This is a genomic window from Burkholderia sp. HI2500 (assembly GCF_002223055.1).
Lineage (GTDB): Bacteria > Pseudomonadota > Gammaproteobacteria > Burkholderiales > Burkholderiaceae > Burkholderia.
In genome coordinates this window covers 855,215-874,390 of sequence record NZ_NKFL01000006.1, presented here as the reverse complement: position 1 = coordinate 874,390, position 19,176 = coordinate 855,215, and the positions used below count along the sequence as shown (strand labels likewise).

The window sequence follows — 19,176 nt, the reverse complement described above, 5'->3', positions numbered from 1 at the left end:
ATTGTCATCCGTCGCACCAGCGCACGCGGCTTCCGTAGCGAAGGCAGCCAGACGAACGACGGTCATCACCGATCCAGTTCGTCCATTCATGACTCGATTCTCCCGTCGGGATCCCAAAGCGAAATCGAAATCGATACAGACGCGGAAATCACCGGCGACGGGTGACGTCACCCGCGCGCCCGGCCGCCCCCACATCACTCCCCACCCACCCGCTCCGCGATCGCCGACAACATCCGCAACATCGGCTCGAACGCGTCGGCCGACGTATTGCCGAAACCGAGCACGAGCCCGTTGCCCGCCGATCCCGCATCGATCGAAAAACCCGACAGCGGAAACGGCCCGATGCCATGCGCACGCGCGGCGTCGACGATCGCGCGATCGCGGTAGCGCGCCGGCAGCCGCAGCGCGAGATGCAGCCCGCACGGCCCGCCCTCGATCTGATGCGGCACGCTCAGGTTGCCGTCGAGCGCGGCGAGCAGCAACCGCCGCCGGTCGCGGTACAGCCGGCGCATGCGGCCGAGATGGCGGCCGTACTCGCCCGTCTCGATGAAATCGGCCAGCGCGAGCTGCACGTGGCGCGTCCCGCCGCGCAGCATCTCCGGCAGCACCGGCCGCACCGCGGCCAGCAGCGCGTCGGGCAGCACGAGAAAACCGATCCGCAGCGCCGGAAACATCGTCTTGCTGAACGAGCCGAGATAGACGACGGGCGAATCGGGCGCGAGCCCGTGCATCGCGCCGATCGGCTCACCGGTGTGACGGAATTCGCTGTCGTAGTCGTCCTCGATGATCCACGCGCGATGCCGGCGCGCGGCATCGATCAGCGCGAGCCGGCGCGAGATCGACAGCACGGCGCCGGTCGGGAACTGGTTCGACGGCGTCGTATAGACGAGACGCGGCGTCCGCTCGCGCCAGTCGTCCTCGTCGGTGCGCAGCCCTTCCGCGTCGACCGGCATCGGCACGACGTCGAGGTCGGCCGCCTGCATCGCGGTGCGCGCGCCGCGATAGCCGGGCTCCTCGACCCACACCGTATCGCCCGGGTTCGTCAGCAACTGCGCGCACAGCGCGATCGCGCCCTGTGCGCCTTCCGTGATCACGATCTGCTCGGGATCGCAGCGCACGCCGCGCGTCACGGCCAGGTGGCGCGCGATCGATTCGCGCAGCGCGGGCTCGCCGAGCGGGTCGCCATAGCCGAGCAGGTCGCGGCCGGCGCGGCGCAGCGCGCGGTCGATCGCGTGGCGCCATGCGTCCGCCGGGAAATGCGTCAGCGCGGGCACGCCCGGCCGGAAGCCCTCCGATTCGCCGGCGCCGATGCGGCTCGGGCGAATCCGGCCGAGCCGCTGCGCGACGGCCGGCGGCGCGGCCCGCCGGCGCGGCGGCGCCGGCCGTGACAACCCGACCACGCGCGTACCGCGGCGGTCCGACTGCAGGAAGCCTTCGGCGACGAGCTGCTCGTAGACGGCGGCCGTGGTGTTGCGCGACACGCCGAGCGTCTCGGCCAGCGCGCGCGTGCCGGGCAGCCGCGTGCCGGCCGGCATCGCACCGCCGAGAATCGCGTCGCGCACGCGGCGCAGCAACTGGCGCTGCAGCGAAGGCGCGCCCGGCGTGCGCGCCAGCGGCGCGTCGAGCGGCAGCAACGGCGCGTCGCCGGAAGGAAGGACAGTCGTCATCGGAACATCGCAGCGTGAAAATGTCGGAACGTGGCGCACGGCTAGTGGCGCACGGCTGGTGAAGGACGGCTCGCGATTCGCGCCCCATCAATCGTGGCACCATAAATTTGCCGATCTCTGGCGCTTCTCATGGTACCTCGCCGCGACTACGATCGTCTGCATGCCGGCATGTCGCCGGCCGCCAACCGAAGCGAGATCGACCTTGTCCACGCTCACCAACGCTTTCCAGCAACCCATCGGCCACCCCGTTCCCGACTGGTCCGCGCGCCCGCGCCCGGAGCGCATCGTGCTCGAAGGCCGCTACTGCCGGCTCGAACCGCTCGACGCCGAGCGCCACGCGGCCGACCTGCACGCCGCCTACTCGCAGGCGCCGGACGGCAGCGACTGGACCTATCTCGCGCACGGCCCGTACGCCGACGAAGCGAGCTACCGCGAGTACGCGCGTACCGCGCAGGCGAGCCCGGATCCGCTGCACTACACGGTGATCGACCGCGCCACCGGCCGCGCGGTCGGCACGCTCGCGCTGATGCGCATCGATCCGGCCAACGGCGTGATCGAGGTCGGCTCCGTCACGTTCTCGCCGCTGCTCAAGCGCACGCCCGTTTCGACCGAAGCGCAGTTCCTGCTGATGAAGTACGCGTTCGACACGCTCGGCTACCGGCGTTACGAATGGAAGTGCGACGACCTGAACCTCCCGTCGCGCAAGGCCGCCGCCCGGCTCGGCTTCCGCTACGAAGGCACGTTCCGGCAGGCGATCATCTACCGCGGCCGCAATCGCGACACCGCGTGGTTCTCGATCATCGACGGCGAATGGCCGGATGTGCGCGCCGCGTTCGACGCGTGGCTCGCCCCGGAAAACTTCGACGCGCAGGGCGAGCAGCGCCGGTCGCTCACCGCGATCCGCCACGCGCAGGCAAGCGCGCGCGACGCGGCCAGCCGCGCGAACGACGCAACGCGCGTCACGGTGCGCCCGCTCGTCGCCGCCGACGAAGCCGCGTGGCGCCCGCTGTGGCAGGGTTATCAGAAGTTCTACGACACCGCGCTGAGCGACGCGGTGTTCGCAACGACGTGGGCCCGCCTGATGGATCCGGCCGAGCCGATGTTCGTGCTTGGCGCATTCGACGCCTCGGGGGCGCTGGTCGGGATCGTGCATGCGATCTACCACCGCTCGTGCTGGACCGAAGGGCCGTACTGCTACCTGCAGGACCTGTACACCGCACCCGACGCACGCGGGCAAGGCGCAGGCGGCGCGCTGATCGAGGCCGTGTACGAACATGCCCGCGAAGCCGGCGCGAGCCGTGTGTACTGGCTCACCCACGAAACCAACACGACGGCACGCGCGCTGTACGACAAGCTCGCGAACAACGCCGGGTTCATCCAGTACCGGCACGACGTGAAGAAGTAACGCGGCGTCGCAGCCGGCCGGCGTTCAACGGGAAACGTCGGCCGGCTCGCGCGCGTCGTCGCCCTCCGGGGCGGCGTCACCTGCCAGGCCGGCCGCACCCGGCACCGCCGCCGGGCAGATCATCTCGTCGCCATTGGCCGGCACGGGCCGCCGCACCGGCCGGAACACCGGCTCGCCCGGCTCGATCGGCTGCCCCGAGATCGCGCAGCGGCCCGGCTGCAACGCGACGCGCAAGCGCCAGCGCTGCTCGCCGTAATGGCACCGGCCGCTCTCGACCCAGCGGATCAGCAACGCGTGGTCGTCGGCCTCCAGCACCGTGACGAACAGTTGCGGGCGCAACGGCGAGACGGCCGCCGCGGCGTGGTCGGGACCCGGCGCCCGGCCGATCGTCCCGAGCGGATGCGCGACGCCGCCACGTGGCGGCATCGCATCGTCTTCGACCCATGCCGGCGCATCGCACGGCGGGTCTGCTTCGCAAATCAGGCTTTCCATGGTGTTGAGCATGCTTGACGGATTTCCGTGCAGGTTGAACGGCGCCGCGCTCAGCGCCGGCCCGTTGGTTCGCGCAGCAGCGACAGGCCGATCGCCGCGCCGGTGACCGCGGCCGCGAGCATCAGCCCGATGCCGCCCGACCAGCCGAATGCGCCGACGATCGAGCCGATCGCGAGCGGCCCGATCACCTGCCCGAGATAGTTGCCCTGCACGACCCAGCCGATGCTGAGCGGCGCCAGCGACGGCGTCGGCGCGGAGCCCGGCGTACACGCGAGGATCGTCGCGGGCAGCATCCCCGCGATCGCCGAAAACGCAAAACCCAGCGCCACCGCGAGCGGCGCCGGCGTGGCCGCGCTGAAGAGCCCCGCGCCGGCCGCGCCGATCGCGACCGACGTCGCGGCCATCACGATCCCGGGCCGTGCGCCGCGCGACAACAGCCAGCCGGCCGTCAGGTTGCCGATCACGCACGCGGCGACGATCGCCGCGCTGATCAACCCCGCGGCGCCGACCGCGACGCCGAGGCGCTGCATCAGGAACACCGGCAGGAACGTCATCGCCGCGAAGAACTGCACGTTGTAGGTGGCGAACCCCAGCGCCAGCAGCGTGGTCGAGCGCGACGCGAGTACGTCGCGCAGCGCGGGCCCGACGCGCGGGGCGCCGGCCTGCCGCGACGGCGCATCCGCCGACGTCGTGACGGGCACCGCAGCCGCCGCGACGAGCGTCAGCGCCGCAGCCGCGAGCCAGCCGTTGCGCCAGCCGCCGAGCAGCGGCCCGACCAGCATCGACAGCGCCATGCCGACCGGCATGAACGTGCTCCACAGGCCAAATACGAGATTGCGCCGCTCGGGCGGCGTCACGCGATTCAGCACGGCCGGCGCGGCAACCACCACGATCACGAAACCGAGCCCTTCGACGAAACGCGTGGCCAGCAACAGCGTGAAGCTGCCGGCCCATGCGCCGGCGACACTCGACAGGCCGAGGATCACGAGGCCCGCGATCAGCAGCAGCCGGTCGCCCCAGCGTCGCACCAGCAGGCCGGCCGCGATGCCGCCGAACACGCCGACGAACGGAAACACCGACATGATCCCGCTCAGCGACGCGAGCGAGCCGCCGAATTCGTGCTGGAGCGACGGCAACGCGATCGTCGCCTTGCCGACGTGCAGCGCCGACACGATGCTCGCCAGCACGACGTTCGCGACGGCGGCCCGGTAGCTGCGCGACGGCAGCGTGGCGGCATCGGCCGCGACAGGCGATTCGGTCATCTCCCCCTCCGTTGAAACGGCTGCGTGCAACGGGATGCGTCACGCGTCCGCGATCGGACTGGCGCACATGATACAAATTGAAGTTAACTTCAAGTAAAGGGGTAATGTGCGCAACGATCCGTTCCGCCGATCGCGGCAATGGATCGGCGTGGCAACGTGCGTCTCGCGATTCGTCTCATTGCGCTGAGACGAACGTCCCAGCGTCTCACCCGGCCGGAGTTTTTGCTTCCGCAGCAAATTTCACCCCTGCTTCCGTCAAATCATTCCCTGTCAACGAGCCGGTAAATGGTGCATCGCATCGTTCCCATCCCGTCCGATCGCCGTCCGGCGCCCCCACTCGAGCTGGCCCCGTTCCTGCATACCGGTCGTTCGCGCACTCGCGCGACGGGCGCACCGGCAGCCACGCCTCGCGCCCGACGACAACCTGATGGAGACAGCAACGTGAGTACACCGGCAACGACCACCGCCCCGAGCATGAAAGCCGCCGTCTGGCACGGCCGACACGACATCCGCGTCGAACAGGTTCCCGTTCCCGAGCGCCCGCCGGCAGGCTGGGTGACGATTCGCGTGCATTGGTGCGGGATCTGCGGCTCCGACCTGCACGAATACGTCGCGGGCCCGGTCTTCATCCCGGTCGACGCGCCGCATCCGCTGACGGGCCTGAAGGGCCAGTGCATCCTCGGCCACGAGTTCAGCGGCGAGATCGCCGAACTCGGCGCGGGCGTGACGGGCTACGCGGTCGGCGACCGCGTGACGGCCGACGCCTGCCAGCATTGCGGCACCTGCTGGTATTGCAAGCATGGGCTGTACAACATCTGCGAGAACCTCGCGTTCACCGGGCTGATGAACAACGGCGCATTCGCCGAATACGTGAACGTGCCGGCCGAGTTGCTGTACAAGCTGCCCGACGACTTCCCGACCGAGGCCGGCGCGCTGATCGAACCGCTCGCGGTCGGGCTGCATGCGGTGAAGAAGGCCGGCAACATCGTCGGGCAGACCGTCGTCGTGGTCGGCGCGGGCACGATCGGCCTGTGCACGATCATGTGCGCGAAGGCCGCGGGCGCCGGGCGCGTGATCGCGCTGGAAATGTCGGCCGCGCGCAAGCAGAAGGCGCTGGAGGTCGGCGCGAGCGTGGTCATCGATCCGAAGACGTCCGACGCGATCGCGGAAGTCAAGGCGCTGACCGGCGGCTACGGCGCCGACGTGTCGTTCGAGTGCATCGGCCACACCACCACCGCGAAGCTCGCGATCGACGTGATCCGCAAGGCCGGCAAGTCGGTGATGGTCGGCATCTTCGAGGAGCCGGCGCCGTTCAACTTCTTCGACATCGTGTCGACCGAGAAGGAAGTGATCGGCTCGCTCGCGTACAACGGCGAATTCGCGGACGTGATCCGCTTCATCGCGGATGGCCGCATCGACGTGCAGCCGCTCATCACCGGACGCATCGCGCTCGGCGACATCGTCTCGCATGGCTTCGAGGAACTGGTCAACAACAAGGACCGGAACGTGAAGATCATCGTCCAGCCCGCCCTCACCTGACCGCACGCGCGGCCGCGGCAGCGATTCGCGCCGCGGCACGCGGGCTGCAAGCGTCACCCTGGAGCGTCGCCCGTGCGCAGGCGGCGCGCCTGCCAGCCATTCCCTTCCAGCGCCCCCTCCTTGCCGCCTTCGTCCGTCGCGAACTTCGTGCCGCGCTTCGTTCGAACATGACGACCAGAAACATTCGCAATCCAAACCATCCGTCGTAATGCGCCGCTGGTTCGATGCGCGCTCAGGGTTTCTCCGGATCAAGCGCGATTCGTCCGATGTCGACAGGACACTGACGCAAGGTGATCCTGTGCAAGGCACGATCCGGCCTCCCTGCCGGGATCGTTGCCGCCCCCTTGAAGGCGGCCCCCGCCCCCCACAAAACCTTACGGTGTCGCGGCGCCGACAGGCCGAGAATACGGGCCCACCCGGGATAGCTTGCAAACATGGTGTGTCATGAATCGTTCATTCTCGTTTAGCCGGGAACGCGCATATAACATTCGATCGCTGACGATCCAGCAGAAGACCCATATCGGCTTCGCACTCGTCACCACGCTGCTGGCCTTGCTGTGCGGCACGATCATCTGGGGGAGTGTCCGGCAATACCGGCAGGAGAACGCCGACCTGCAGAGCTTCGAATTCGTCCGCGGCGCGATGAGCGCCGCCAACGTGATCTCGGCCGAACGCGGCCCGACGAACGACCTGCTGGTGCGCCCGCAGGACGACGGCGCGATCGAGATCCGCCACCTGCTCGCCGCGCGCGTGCGTTCCGACCAGGCGCTCGACCATTTTCGCGGCGGCATCGCGCAAGCGACCGTGCTCGACGATCGCGAACGCAGCACCCTGCTGCATGCACTCGACTCGGTCCGGATCACGCTCGCCGATGCGCGTATGGAAGTCGATGCACTCGGCATGCGGCCGCGCGCGACACGCGGCGTTCACGATATCCAGCACGCGCAGGCGCGCCTGTTCCGGATCGTCGACACGCTGTCGCTGCTGATCGACGGCGCCATGACCGACACCGCGATGGGCGACCCGCGCACCTCGGGTGCGATCCTGCTCGCGCGGCTCCTCGGCGATCTTCGCGAATACGCGGGCCGCACGGGCTCGCTGCTCATTGCGCCGATGTTCGCGCGGCAGGCGCTCGAGCGCACGCAGTTCGCGGACATCATGCGGATGCGCGGCCGCATCGAGCAATTGCGCGCGCTGATCGACGGCTCGATCGGCGCGCAGCTCGACGACCCTGACGTGGCGCGCGAATACGCGCAGCTCAACGCGGCCTTCGACGCGCACATCCTGCCGCTCGTCGACGCGGCCGTCGCCGGCGGCAAGAACGGCGTCTATGCGATGAGTGCGGCCGACTTTTCCCGCGCGATCGTGCCGCATTTCCGGCCGAGCGAGCGGCTGCGCGACCACGTGATCGACCTGGCCCGGCGTCGCGCGATCGGCGGCCGGAACACCGCCCGGATCAAGGTCGCGTTGTCGGCGTTCGCCACGACACTGTGCGTCGCGATCCTGGCCTCGCTCGCGCGCGGCGTGCAGCGACTGCTGTCGAAGCCGCTCGATGCGCTCGGCCGCCGGATCGTCGCGCTCAGCGATGGCGATACGTCGCACGTCGCGATGCCGCGCGGCATCGGGCCCGAGATCACGCAGATCCACGACGCACTGGAAACCTTGCGCCACGCGACCGTCCGCCGCGACATGCTCGAGCGCCAGCGCAACGACATGCTGACGCTGTTCTCGCACGACATGCGCGCCCCGCTGACCTCGCTGATCATCCTGATCGACACGCAGGCGCGACGGGCGGGCGACGTGCAGATGAAGCAGCAGTTCGCGAGAATCGGCAAGCTGGCGCGGCACACGCTGGCGCTGGCCGACGGCTTCGCGCAGCTCTCGCGTGCGGAGGCCAGCGACTACGAGCGCGTGCCGGTCAACCTCGCCGACCTGATGAACGAGGCACGCGACGCGGTGTGGCCGCTCGCGCACCGGAAATCCATGTCGATCGACGACGTGCCGCGGCGCGACGACACGATCGTGCTGGGCGACCCGGCACTGCTGTCGCGCGCGCTGATCAACCTGCTGGACAACGCCATCAAGTACAGCGCGTCGCTGACGAGCATCGAATGCAGGGTCGAGCCGGGCGCCGACGGCAAGACCGTGCGCTGCACGATCCGCGACAGCGGGTGCGGGATCAGCAGCGCGGACCAGACGCGGCTGTTCGAGCGTTACCGGCGCTTCCGCACCGCCGGCCAGCCGGAAACCAGCGGCGTCGGGCTCGGCATGGCGTTCGTCAAGACCGTCGTCGAGCGGCACGAAGGCACGATCCACGTGCACAGCGTCATGCTGCAGGGCACCACGGTCACGATCACGCTGCCGGCCGCGGGGCTTCCATGACGATGGCACCGACACCGGCGCCGACGGCACGCGGCCGACACGGCACCGCAGCCCGGCCCGATTCTTCGATATACTCAATCGAACCCTTTTCGGGGCAACCGCGGGCCACCACGCCCTTTGCAGGTTCGCCCCAACCTGCGTGGAATTGCTCACCGTGAAACCGCGAGCCGGACTGATTCTCGAACTCTTCGTCAACCTGGTGCTGCCCTGGATTGCCTACCGGGCCGCGCAGCCGTCTTTCGGCGAAACCGGCGCGCTGTACGCGTCGGCGGTCCCGCCGATCGTCTGGTCGATCGTCGAATTCATCCGCTCGCGCCGCGTCGATGCGGTAGCGGCCATCGTGCTGCTGGGCATCGCGCTGTCGATCCTCGGGATGGCGCTCGGCGGCAGCGCGCGCACGCTGCTGATGCGCGAATCGCTCGCGTCGGGCACGATCGGCGTCGTGTTCCTGCTGTCGTTGTTCCGCGAACGCCCGCTGATCTTCTACCTGGCCCGCGCCACGGTGGCCCGCGAGATGGATGGCGGCGCCGCGCATTTCGAAACCGTCTGGGAAGCGCAGCCGGGGCTGCGGCAGATGCTCCGGCGGATGACCTTCGTGTGGGGCGCGTTCATGACGCTGGAAATGCTGCTGCGCCTCTGGATGGTCGTGACCTGGCCGGTCGAACGCGTGCTGGTCGTGTCGCCGATCATGGGCTACACCGTGTTCGGCTGTCTGCTGCTGTGGACGTTCTGGTACCGGCGGCGGATGCGCGAGCGCAACAGCGTCCACGTCCCGGGCCGCGACAGCGTCACCGAAACCGCCGGCCGCTGACCGCTCTCCACCGGCATCGCAAGCCGGCTGCTGTATGATGCGCGGCGTCTCGTCCGACGAATGCCGCTCCTGTCATGTCCCTTTCGCTCCTTCCGTCCGCCACGATCTGGCTCGCGCTGTTCGCGGCCGCCGCGTTCGCGTGGCATCGCCCGCAGCACGGCCTGAGCGTCGGCCTCGCCGCGCTCGGCTATGCGTGCGCGCTGGCGTTCGGCAAGCTCGGGCCGCTCGCGCTGGCCCCGCTCGCGTTGCTGGGCGCGGCAGCCTGGGGCGTGATGCCCGAGCGCCCACGCGCGGTGCGCATCGCCGCGCACGTCGTCTTTGCCGCCGTCGCGATCGCGCTCAGCCTGCACCTGATTCCCGGCTTCCACAATCCGCGCGTGATCGGCCCGACGCGCTTCACGCCGGATGCCGTGCCGTTCACGATGTACCTGAATCTCGACAAGCCGCTCGTCGGCTTGTGGCTGGTATGGGTGCTGCCGTGGGTCGCCCCCGACGTCCCGCTGTCGCGCGCGCTGCGCACCGGCGCGGTGGCGGCCGTCGCAACGGCGGCCGCGTGCCTGACCGGCGCGCTCGCGATCGGGATGGTCGGCTGGGCGCCCAAATGGCCGCCGTCGGGCTGGCTGTGGCTCGTGAACAACCTGCTGCTCGTGACGCTCGCCGAGGAAGCGTTGTTCCGCGGCTACGTGCAGGGCGGGCTAACGCGTGCGCTACGCGCGTTCGCATGGGGGCCGTGGGCCGCGCTTGCGATCGGCGCGGTGCTGTTCGGCGCCGCGCACGCCGCCGGCGGCTGGCAATGGATCGTGCTCGGCACGGTGGCCGGCATCGGCTACGGCCTCGCCTGGCGGCGCGGCGGGCTGCTCGCGTCCGCGCTCGCGCATGCGGGGCTGAACGTCATCCACTTCGGCCTGTTCACCTACCCGATGCTCGACGCCGCGCGCTGACGGCCGCGCGGCGGCGCCGCTCAGTTGATCCCGGCGACCGCGTGCGGCACGTACGGGCGTTCGAGCGTCGCGATCTCGTCGTCGGTCAGTTTCAGTTCGAGCGCGGCCAGTGCGTCGTCCAGCTGCTGCGGCTTCGAAATGCCGACGATCGGCGCGGTGACCCCGCGCTTCTGCGCGACCCAGGCAAGCGCGACCTGCGCACGCGGCACGTTGCGGGCGGCCGCGATCGCCGCCACGGCATCGACGACCGCCTTGTCCGACTCCGCCGTCGCATCGTAAAGCCGCTGGCCGACCGCGTCGCTCTGCTGCCGCTCGGTCGACTCGTCCCAGTTGCGCGTGAGGCGGCCGCGCGCGAGCGGGCTCCACGGAATCACCGCGATTCCTTCGTCTTCGCACAGCGGCAGCATTTCCCGCTCCTCTTCCCGATACAGCAGGTTCAGGTGGTTCTGCATGCTGACGAAGCGGGTCCAGCCGTGCTGCTTCGACGTGTGCAGCGCCTTCGCGAACTGCCATGCGAACATCGACGACGCGCCGATATAGCGCGCCTTGCCGGCCTTCACGACGTCGTGCAGCGCCTCGAGCGTCTCCTCGAGCGGCGTGCCGTCGTCCCAGCGGTGAATCTGGTAGAGATCGACATAGTCGGTGCCGAGCCGCTTCAGGCTCTGGTCGATGTCGGTCATGATCGCCTTGCGCGACAGCCCCGCGCCGTTCGGCCCGGGCCGCATCCGGTAGAACACCTTGGTCGCGATCACGATGTCGTCGCGTTTCGCGAAATCGCGCAGCGCGCGGCCGACGATCTCCTCCGACGTGCCGTCGGAATACATGTTCGCGGTATCGAAGAAGTTGATGCCGGCTTCGACCGCCCGCTGGATGATCGGACGGCTCTGCGCTTCCGGCAGCGTCCACGGATGCGTGCCGCGTAACGGTTCGCCGAACGTCATGCAACCCAGCACCAGCTTCGACACCTCCAGCCCCGTCGATCCGAATTTCACGTATTCCATTGCACGCCTCGCCATTGAAGTTGAGCTGACGGCCGGATGCGCGCCGCGCATCCGCCGGACCGTCGCATGGTATCCCGGGCGGCAAAAATGCGTGCGGTGTCGCCGCAAGGTGCGAAGGGAGTGGTCGTCAGCGCGAGGTTGTACGGGCGCCGGCCGCGCAGCACGTGCGCAGCGGCGCGGGCTGCTTGCTTACTTGACCTGGTCGGCGATCGGCTGCAGGAACGCGGAAAAACCGGTCAGCATGATCTGCACGCCGATGCACAGCAGCAGGAACGCCGACACGCGCTTCGCGACCTTGGTGCCTTCGCTGCCGAGGTAGCGCGACAGCAGCGCGGAGCGGCTGTAGACCTGCCAGATCACGATCGCCACCAGCACCGAGACGGCGATCGACACGATGCTCGACAGCGCGAACTCCGACAGCTTGTGCGTGCGGTTCGCGTTCAGCGCGATCGCGGTCGCGATCGAGCCGGGGCCGACCGTCAGCGGCATGGTCAGCGGGAAGAATGCGCGCGTCATGATCGCGTTCGCGTCGATCGGCTTGACCGGCGTGTCGCCGCCGCCCGGCCCGTCGGGCTCGTTCAGCATCTGCCAGCCGGCCACCGCAACCGCGAAGCCGCCGCCGATCCGCAGCGCTTCCATCGAGATCCCGAAGAAATGCAGCACCGGCGTGCCGGCGAAGAACGCGACCATCAGCACGACGAACGCGTTGAACGCGACCTTCCTCGCGAGCAGATCGCGTTCTTGCTCGGTGAGCGCCTCGGTTCGTTCGAGAAACAGGAACGCGATGCCGATCGGGTTGATGAGGCCGATCAGGCCGGTGAAGCCGAACAGGATCTCGGAGATAAGGCGGTTGACGATCATCGGATGAAGAATCGGTCGGGGCTGGGCCGGCAGCACGCCGGAGGTCACGCATTGTAGAGCAAGCGCCCGCGCCCGAGCCGCAAAATTCGGCCGGGCCCGCTGCACCGCCGAGCGCCGCCGTTTCGCCCTGGTTTCCCCTCGGTTTCCCGTTACTCGGTGCCCGCCTCCCAGGCCGGCGGCCGCTTCGCGAAGAACGCGGCGAAGCCTTCCTTCGCTTCCGGCGTCGCCCGCACGCGGGAGATCGTCTGCGCGGTGAACGCCGCGCGCTCGTCCGACGGCGGATACTCGCCGATCGCATCGAAGAAACGCTTGATCTCCGTCAGCGCGTTCGGGCCGTTACGGCCGAGTTCGGCGAGTGTCCGGTCGAGCGCTTCGTCGAGCGCATCGAGCGGCACGGCCTGGTGGATCAGGCCGATCGCGACCGCTTCGCCCGCGGCGAGCTGGGTCGCCGTCAGCGCGAGGCGGCGCGCCTGGCGCTGGCCGACCGCCTCGACCAGATACGGGCCGATCACGGCCGGCAGGATCCCGAAGCGTGCCTCGCTGACCGAGAAGCGCGCGTGATCGCTCGCGATCACGATGTCGCACGCCGCGCACAGGCCGACGCCACCACCGAACGCATGGCCCTGCACGCGCGCCACCGTCGGTTTCGGGCATTGCCGGATCGCGCGCATCATCGCGGCGAACCGCTCCGCATCGCGCAGGTTCGCGGCCGCATCGTTCGCGCTCGCGCGCTGCATCCACTGCAGGTCGGCGCCCGCGCAGAACGCGCGGCCCTCCGAACGCAGCACGATCGCGCGCACGTCGTCACGCCGGCCGAGCGTGGCGAACGCGTCGGTCAGTTCGGCGATCATCGTCTCGTCGAATGCGTTGAGCACGTCGCCGCGCTGCAGCGCGACGGTTGCGATGCCGCGCGCATCGACCGTGACGGCCAGGGTCTTCAATCCATCCATTGAACAGGTTTCCTCGGGTTGAACGGCAAACAGGGGAATCAGGCGGCCTGGCGGCGATCGATCACGCGCCGGGCCTTGCCGGTCGCGGTCGCGGGAATGCCGCCCGCGGCCAGCACCGTCACGCCGGACGACACGCCGACCATCGTCTTGATCCGGTGCTGCAACTCGCGCGCGAGCGCCGTGCGATCGCTTTCGCTGACGGACGCGGCCGCTTCGGAGCGCAGTTCGACCGCGAGGTCGAGCCGGTCCATGTGCCCGTCGCGCGACAGCGTGATCTGGAACTGGCCCGACAGCTGCGGCAGCGCGACGACGATCTCCTCGATCTGGCTCGGGAACACGTTCACGCCGCGCACGATCAGCATGTCGTCGGAGCGGCCCGTGATCTTCGCGAGCCGGCGCATCGCGCGCGCGGTCGGCGGCAGCAGCGCGGTGAGGTCGCGCGTGCGGTAGCGGATCACCGGCATCGCCTCCTTCGTCAGCGACGTGAACACCAGCTCGCCCTGGCTGCCGTCGGGCAGCACTTCGCCCGTGACCGGGTCGATGATCTCCGGATAGAAATGGTCTTCCCAGATCACCGGGCCGTCCTTCGTCTCGACGCATTCGCACGCGACGCCCGGGCCCATCACCTCCGACAGCCCGTAGATGTCGAGCGCGTCGATGCCCACGCGCGTCTCGACTTCCTCGCGCAACGCCTGCGTCCACGGCTCGGCGCCGAAGATGCCGATCTTCAGCGACGATTCGGCCGGGTCCATCCCCTGCCGCACCATCTCGTCGATCAGGTTCAGCATGTATGACGGCGTGACGAGGATGATCTTCGGCTCGAAATCGCGGATCAGCTGCACCTGCTTCTCGGTCTGCCCGCCCGACATCGGCACGACCATGCAGCCGAGCCGTTCCGCGCCGTAGTGAATCCCGAGCCCGCCGGTGAAGAGCCCGTAGCCGAACGCGTTGTGCAGCGTGTCGCCCGGGCGGCCGCCGGCCGCGCGGATCGAGCGCGCAGTCACGTTCGCCCACGTGTCGATGTCACGCGCGGTGTAGCCGACCACCGTCGGCTTGCCGGTCGTGCCGCTCGACGCGTGCACGCGCACGACCTGCTCGCGCGGCACCGCGAACAGCCCGAACGGATAGTTGTCGCGCAGATCGTGCTTGGTCGAGAACGGGAATTTCGCGAGATCGGCGAGCGACTTCAGGTCGTCCGGATGCACGCCCGCCGCCTCGAACGTGCGGCGATAGTGCGGGACGTTGTCGTACGCGTGGCTCAGCGACCACTTGAGGCGCTCGAGCTGCAGCGCCTGCAGTTCGTCGCGGCTGGCGGTCTCGATCGGCTCGAGGGCGGCGGCGGGATGCGTCGGGTGAGTCATCGGGGTGCTCCTCCAATGGAGTGATGTCGTTATCGTGTTCGAAGTGACGGGGGCGACGGCTACGACCGGAACGTGCGGCCGGCCGCATGCAGCGCGGCGATACGCGGCGACACGCGATAGCGGTCCTCGCCGTAGCTCGCCGCCAGGTTCGACAGCACGCGATGCACGCGGCCGATGCCGATCGCATCGGCCCACGCGAGCGGGCCGCACGGGTAGTTCACGCCCTTCTCCATCGCGAGATCGAGATCGGCGGGCGAGCACCCGCCCTGGTTCACCGTGTCGGCCGCCTCGTTCGCGAGCATCGCGACGGTGCGCATCGCGACCATGCCCGGCACGTCCGCGACGCCGACGACGCGAAAACCCGAGTGCTGGAACAGGCCGACCGCGTCCGCATAGGCCGCGTCGCTGCACTGGAGCGCGCGCGTCAGCGCGACGAGCCCGGCCTGCGCGTAATCGCGCGCCAGATCGACCAGCACGAGATCAGCCGCGCCCGTCTGCGCGGCGCGCTCGGTCGCGGTACGGCCGTCGGTCAGCGCGATCGATGCGCGGCCGGCCGTCGCGAGCAGGTCGTCGGCATGCGCGCCGGCCTGCCGGGCGCCCGGAATGCGTTCGGCGAAGCGCGCATGCAGCGCGGCGGCCGGGCCGTCCTGCGCAAACAATGCGACGTCGGCCGGCGCGTCGCGCGGCGCTTCGAGATCGGGTGCGGGCGGCGTCGCGCCGTCCGCATACGAATAGAAGCCGCGGCCCGACTTGCGCCCGAGGAAGCCCGCGTTCACGAGTTCCTGCTGGATCAGCGACGGCGTGTAGCGCGGATCGTTGAAATACGCGCGGAACACCGATTCGGTCACCGCGAAGTTCACGTCGTGGCCGATCAGGTCCATCAGCTCGAACGGCCCCATCCGGAAGCCGCCGGCCTCGCGCATCACCGCGTCGATCGATGCCGGCGCGCCGCCCTGCTCGTTCAGCACGCGCAGCGCCTCTGCGTAATACGGCCGCGCGACGCGATTCACGATGAAGCCCGGCGTCGATTTCGCCATCACGGGCTGCTTGCCCCACGCGGCGGCGGTCGCAACCAGCACCTGCGCGACTTCCGGCGCGGTCGCGAGCCCGCTGACCACCTCGACGAGCGCCATCAGCGGCGCCGGGTTGAAGAAATGCAGGCCGGCGACGCGCTGCGGCACACGCAGCCCGGCCGCGATCGACGTGATCGAGATCGATGACGTATTGGTGGCCAGCAGGCACGCGTCATCGACATGGCGCTCGAGCGTCGCGAAGATCTCGCGCTTCACGTCGAGCCGCTCGGCCGCCGCCTCGACGATCAGCGCGGCGCCCGCGAAATCGGCCAGTTCACGCACCGCGCGAATCCGGGCGCCGGCCGCATCGGCCTGCGCCGGTTCGAGCCGGCCCTTCTCCGCGAGCCGCGCGAACTGCGCGCGGATGCCGGCCAGCGCCTTGTCGCAAGCGGCTTCGTTCAGGTCGTACAGCAGCACCGCATGGCCGGCCGCCGCCGCGACCTGCGCGATGCCCGCGCCCATCGCGCCGGCGCCGATCACGCCGACGACGGCCGATGGCGCCAGCGCGCCCGAGTTCACCGAATGTGCAGAAGAAACAGCCATCGCTTGCGATCCGTCATGAAGTGGAGGTGCGAGCGATTATAAACCGACCGGTCGGTAGATTTATGTCAGGGCGAGCCCGAATTTGTCGTGCAAGAGACCGTTACGAAACCTGCAAAGACAAAAAAATCGAAAGGCCGGGGCACTTTTTGTAAACCGAAAGGTCTATGAAAGCATTCGAATATGAGATAGTGACCCCCAAACGCCTGATAAAATTCGACAAACTGCCGGATTTCAGGGGGAAACCGCGTGTCACGTCGCCACCGCCGTCCATTGCCGGCCGCCCTTCCAGGGTCGGAACCGAGCCTCCGGCCCGTGCGTCGTCACACGTGCTCGCCTCGTCGTTCGCGGCCGGCCGCATCGAATCGTTTCATCCCGCGACGGGCTCCGGCCCGCCCGCGCCCCTCGCCGCCTCATGGCGGCGAACCCCGGGCAGCACCGTTGCGTGCCGCCCTCCTTCGGTTTCATCATCCTCGTTCGGCGGATAGTACGGCCGGGCTTCGTCAACCCGTGACGGCGCGTCGCGCGCCGCCACTCGCATAAGGAAACCCTTCATGCCGCTCTCGTCCAACCAGCTCCCGCGCTGGACCCTCGTGGCCCCGCTTGCCGCCTGGCTGGTTCTCGCGCTGTCGCGCGTCGTACCGGCCGAAGGCCTCGTCATCGCGGTGTTCGCCGCCGCCCTCGCCGGCGCCGTGTTCGCCGCCGTCCACCATGCCGAAGTCGTCGCGCACCGCGTCGGCGAACCGTTCGGCACGCTCGTGCTCGCGATCGCCGTGACCGTCATCGAAGTCGCGCTGATCGTGTCGGTGATGCTCGGCGCGGGCCCGGAGAAATCGGGCCTCGCCCGCGACACCGTGTACGCCGCCGTGATGATCATCTGCAACGGCATCGTCGGTATCTGCCTGCTGGTCGGCGCGTGGAAGCACGGCGAGCAGGACTTCCAGGGGCGCGGCGCCAGCAAGGCGCTCGCGGTGCTGGCTTCCCTGTCGGTACTGTCGCTCGTGATGCCGAACTACCTGAGCGCCGCGCCGGGCCCGTTCTTCTCGAAATCGCAGCTCGCATTCGCCGGCGTGGCGTCGCTCGTGCTGTACGGCGCGTTCGTGTTCGTGCAGACCGTGCGCCACCGCGACTACTTCCTCACCGGGCACGACAGCGCGAACGAATCGGTGCATGCGGCGCCGCCAAGCGGCCGCACTGCGCTGATCAGCTTGGTGCTGCTGTTCGTGAGTCTCGTCGCGGTCGTGCTGCTCGCGAAGCTGCTGTCGCCGGCCGTCGAGCATGCGGTGATGAAGCTCGGCGCGCCCGAGGCCGCGGTCGGTATCGTGATCGCCGCGCTCGTGCTGCTGCCGGAAGCGCTCGCGGCCGTCACCGCCGCGCGTGCGAATCGCCTGCAGACCAGCATGAACCTCGCACTCGGTTCGGCGCTCGCGAGTATCGGGCTGACGATCCCGACCGTCGCGGCCGTGTTCATCTGGGTCGGCCAGCCGCTCACGCTCGGCATCGGCCCGATGGAAACCGTGCTGCTGGCGCTCACCCTGCTGGTCAGCACGCTGACGCTCAGCCAGGGGCGTACGACGGTGCTGCACGGCGTCGTGCACCTGTCGCTGTTCGCTGCCTACCTGTTCCTGTCGATCACGCATTGACGCAGAAAAGCACGCGGCCCGGCGGATCCTCTCCGCCGGGCCACGCGCCGTCCTTCACGTCCCTTCCGCTTCCTTCGTTCACGTCACGCCGCCGTTACCGCACCGGAATCACCAGATGCTGGCCCGCCAGGATCAGGTTCGGGTTGGCGAGGTTGTTGCGGCGTTGAATCTCGCGATAGCGCTGGCCGCTGCCGAGCTTGCTCGCGGCGATCAGGTTCAGCGTGTCGCCCGCCTTCACCACGTACGTATGCTCGCCCGACGCGGCCGCGGTCGTCACCGCCTGGTCGCTGACGAAGTACTTGCGCAGCAGGTCGAGATACTGCGGCGACTGCTTGAGCTTCGCGATCGCGGCGTTCAGGTAGATCAGCAGATCCTGGTCGTCGGCGCGCACGCCGATCTTGTACGCGATGTTCGAGCCGTCGAGCTTGGTCACCGCGAACTTCAGGTCGGTGTCCTTGATCGAGCTGACCGCGAACGGATAGTCGTAGATGAACGCGTCGACCGCATGGCCGTCGATGCTCTTCGCGATGAAGGCCGGATCGGAATCGTCGACCTCGACGAACTTCACGTTCGGATACTGGCGCGTGACGAACGCACGCACGTCCGGGTCGCCCTTCAGGATGCCGACCGTCTTGCCCGCGAGATCGTCGGTCGAGCGGATCGCGGAGCCTCGCCGCACGATCAGCGAATAGCCGAAATCGTCGACGTACGGCACCGAATAGACGATGCCCGACGGCGTGTTGTCCGGGAACGTCAGCCCGTCCATCGCCACGTCGACCACGTGGTTCCCCTTCGCATCCGTATCGAGCAGCTGCTTCGGCACGCCCGGATACGTGTCGACCTCGTGACGCGTATCGACGACGACCGGCTTGCCGCCGTGCGAGAACGACGGATCCGCGAACAGCAGCCGCGCGAATTCGACGTTGAAGCCGTGCGGCGTGCCCTTGTCCTCGCCGAAGAACGGTTCGCTCGGGTTCTGCACGGAGATCCGCACGATACCGTTTTCTGCAATCGATTTCAGCGCGCTGGCCTGCGGCGTGAAGCCGGCCGGCAGCACGTTGGACGACGGCGACGTCTGCGTGGACGGGCCGCTGTCGCCACTTTGCGCGGACGTCGAGGCCGGGGCCGCGTCATGCGCGGGAATCAGCGTCGACAGGCCGCCCTGATGCACGATCCATACGCCGACGAGCACGACCAGAAATGCGATGGCGCCAAGAAGTTTTTTCATGGTTGCGAGCCTGCAGGAAG

At 68.9% G+C, this 19,176-nt stretch carries 15 protein-coding genes; 6 read left to right on the top strand and 9 right to left on the bottom strand.

Features of this window, described 5'->3' with window-relative positions; translation table 11 throughout:
- Window positions 1-194: 194 nt before the first annotated feature.
- The gene (gene pdxR, locus CFB45_RS21670) at window positions 195-1,667 is read right to left on the bottom strand and encodes a MocR-like pyridoxine biosynthesis transcription factor PdxR (RefSeq protein WP_089427309.1); all 1,473 of its coding nucleotides are present in this window, start codon (window positions 1,665-1,667) and stop codon (window positions 195-197) included.
- 202 nt (window positions 1,668-1,869) lie between these two features.
- On the opposite strand from pdxR, the gene CFB45_RS21665 reads away from it, so the two are divergent.
- Entirely contained in the window at window positions 1,870-3,072 is a 1,203-nt protein-coding gene (locus CFB45_RS21665) for a GNAT family N-acetyltransferase (protein WP_089427308.1), read from the top strand.
- Between the two features lie 24 nt (window positions 3,073-3,096).
- On the opposite strand, the gene CFB45_RS21660 is transcribed toward CFB45_RS21665, so the two are convergent.
- Entirely contained in the window at window positions 3,097-3,576 is a 480-nt protein-coding gene (locus CFB45_RS21660) for a DUF3331 domain-containing protein (RefSeq protein ID WP_089427307.1), read from the bottom strand.
- Window positions 3,577-3,614: 38 nt separating this feature from the next.
- Window positions 3,615-4,826 (bottom strand): MFS transporter, encoded by a 1,212-nt coding sequence (locus CFB45_RS21655; RefSeq protein WP_089427306.1) that lies wholly within the window; start codon window positions 4,824-4,826, stop codon window positions 3,615-3,617.
- Between the two features lie 474 nt (window positions 4,827-5,300).
- On the opposite strand from CFB45_RS21655, the gene CFB45_RS21650 reads away from it, so the two are divergent.
- The 4 genes from CFB45_RS21650 (at window position 5,301) to CFB45_RS21630 (ending at window position 10,499) form a co-directional block, all read left to right on the top strand.
- Window positions 5,301-6,365 carry a 2,3-butanediol dehydrogenase gene (locus CFB45_RS21650; protein ID WP_089427305.1) on the top strand — a complete coding sequence of 355 codons (1,065 nt, stop codon included), beginning with the start codon at window positions 5,301-5,303 and terminating at the stop codon, window positions 6,363-6,365.
- A gap of 444 nt (window positions 6,366-6,809) precedes the next feature.
- The gene (locus tag CFB45_RS21640; RefSeq protein WP_089427303.1) at window positions 6,810-8,747 is read left to right on the top strand and encodes a sensor histidine kinase; all 1,938 of its coding nucleotides are present in this window, start codon (window positions 6,810-6,812) and stop codon (window positions 8,745-8,747) included.
- Between the two features lie 154 nt (window positions 8,748-8,901).
- Window positions 8,902-9,558: a VC0807 family protein gene (locus tag CFB45_RS21635; RefSeq protein WP_089429076.1), complete on the top strand. Its 657-nt coding sequence runs from the start codon at window positions 8,902-8,904 to the stop codon at window positions 9,556-9,558.
- A 74-nt stretch (window positions 9,559-9,632) separates the two neighbouring features.
- Window positions 9,633-10,499: a CPBP family intramembrane glutamic endopeptidase gene (locus tag CFB45_RS21630; RefSeq protein WP_089427302.1), complete on the top strand. Its 867-nt coding sequence runs from the start codon at window positions 9,633-9,635 to the stop codon at window positions 10,497-10,499.
- 20 nt (window positions 10,500-10,519) lie between these two features.
- Here the strand turns inward: CFB45_RS21630 and CFB45_RS21625 are convergent, their stop codons facing one another.
- The 5 genes from CFB45_RS21625 to CFB45_RS21605 all read right to left on the bottom strand — a co-directional run bounded on the left by CFB45_RS21625 (window position 10,520) and on the right by CFB45_RS21605 (window position 16,288).
- Entirely contained in the window at window positions 10,520-11,500 is a 981-nt protein-coding gene (locus CFB45_RS21625; protein WP_089427301.1) for an aldo/keto reductase, read from the bottom strand.
- Between the two features lie 189 nt (window positions 11,501-11,689).
- Complete coding sequence (locus CFB45_RS21620; protein ID WP_089427300.1) at window positions 11,690-12,361, bottom strand: MarC family protein; 672 nt, start codon at window positions 12,359-12,361, stop codon at window positions 11,690-11,692.
- Between the two features lie 149 nt (window positions 12,362-12,510).
- Window positions 12,511-13,311 carry an enoyl-CoA hydratase-related protein gene (locus CFB45_RS21615; RefSeq protein ID WP_089427299.1) on the bottom strand — a complete coding sequence of 267 codons (801 nt, stop codon included), beginning with the start codon at window positions 13,309-13,311 and terminating at the stop codon, window positions 12,511-12,513.
- A gap of 38 nt (window positions 13,312-13,349) precedes the next feature.
- Window positions 13,350-14,672 carry a phenylacetate--CoA ligase PaaK gene (gene paaK, locus CFB45_RS21610; protein ID WP_089427298.1) on the bottom strand — a complete coding sequence of 441 codons (1,323 nt, stop codon included), beginning with the start codon at window positions 14,670-14,672 and terminating at the stop codon, window positions 13,350-13,352.
- A 59-nt stretch (window positions 14,673-14,731) separates the two neighbouring features.
- Window positions 14,732-16,288, bottom strand: coding sequence for a 3-hydroxyacyl-CoA dehydrogenase (locus CFB45_RS21605; RefSeq protein WP_089427297.1), 1,557 nt, complete (start codon window positions 16,286-16,288; stop codon window positions 14,732-14,734).
- 551 nt (window positions 16,289-16,839) lie between these two features.
- Between CFB45_RS21605 and CFB45_RS21595 the strand changes: the two genes are divergently transcribed.
- Window positions 16,840-17,928, top strand: coding sequence for a calcium:proton antiporter (locus CFB45_RS21595; RefSeq protein WP_089427295.1), 1,089 nt, complete (start codon window positions 16,840-16,842; stop codon window positions 17,926-17,928).
- 94 nt (window positions 17,929-18,022) lie between these two features.
- Here the strand turns inward: CFB45_RS21595 and CFB45_RS21590 are convergent, their stop codons facing one another.
- Window positions 18,023-19,156, bottom strand: a complete 1,134-nt coding sequence (locus tag CFB45_RS21590) for a transporter substrate-binding and LysM peptidoglycan-binding domain-containing protein (RefSeq protein WP_089427294.1) — start codon at window positions 19,154-19,156, stop codon at window positions 18,023-18,025.
- Between the last annotated feature and the right edge of the window lie 20 nt (window positions 19,157-19,176).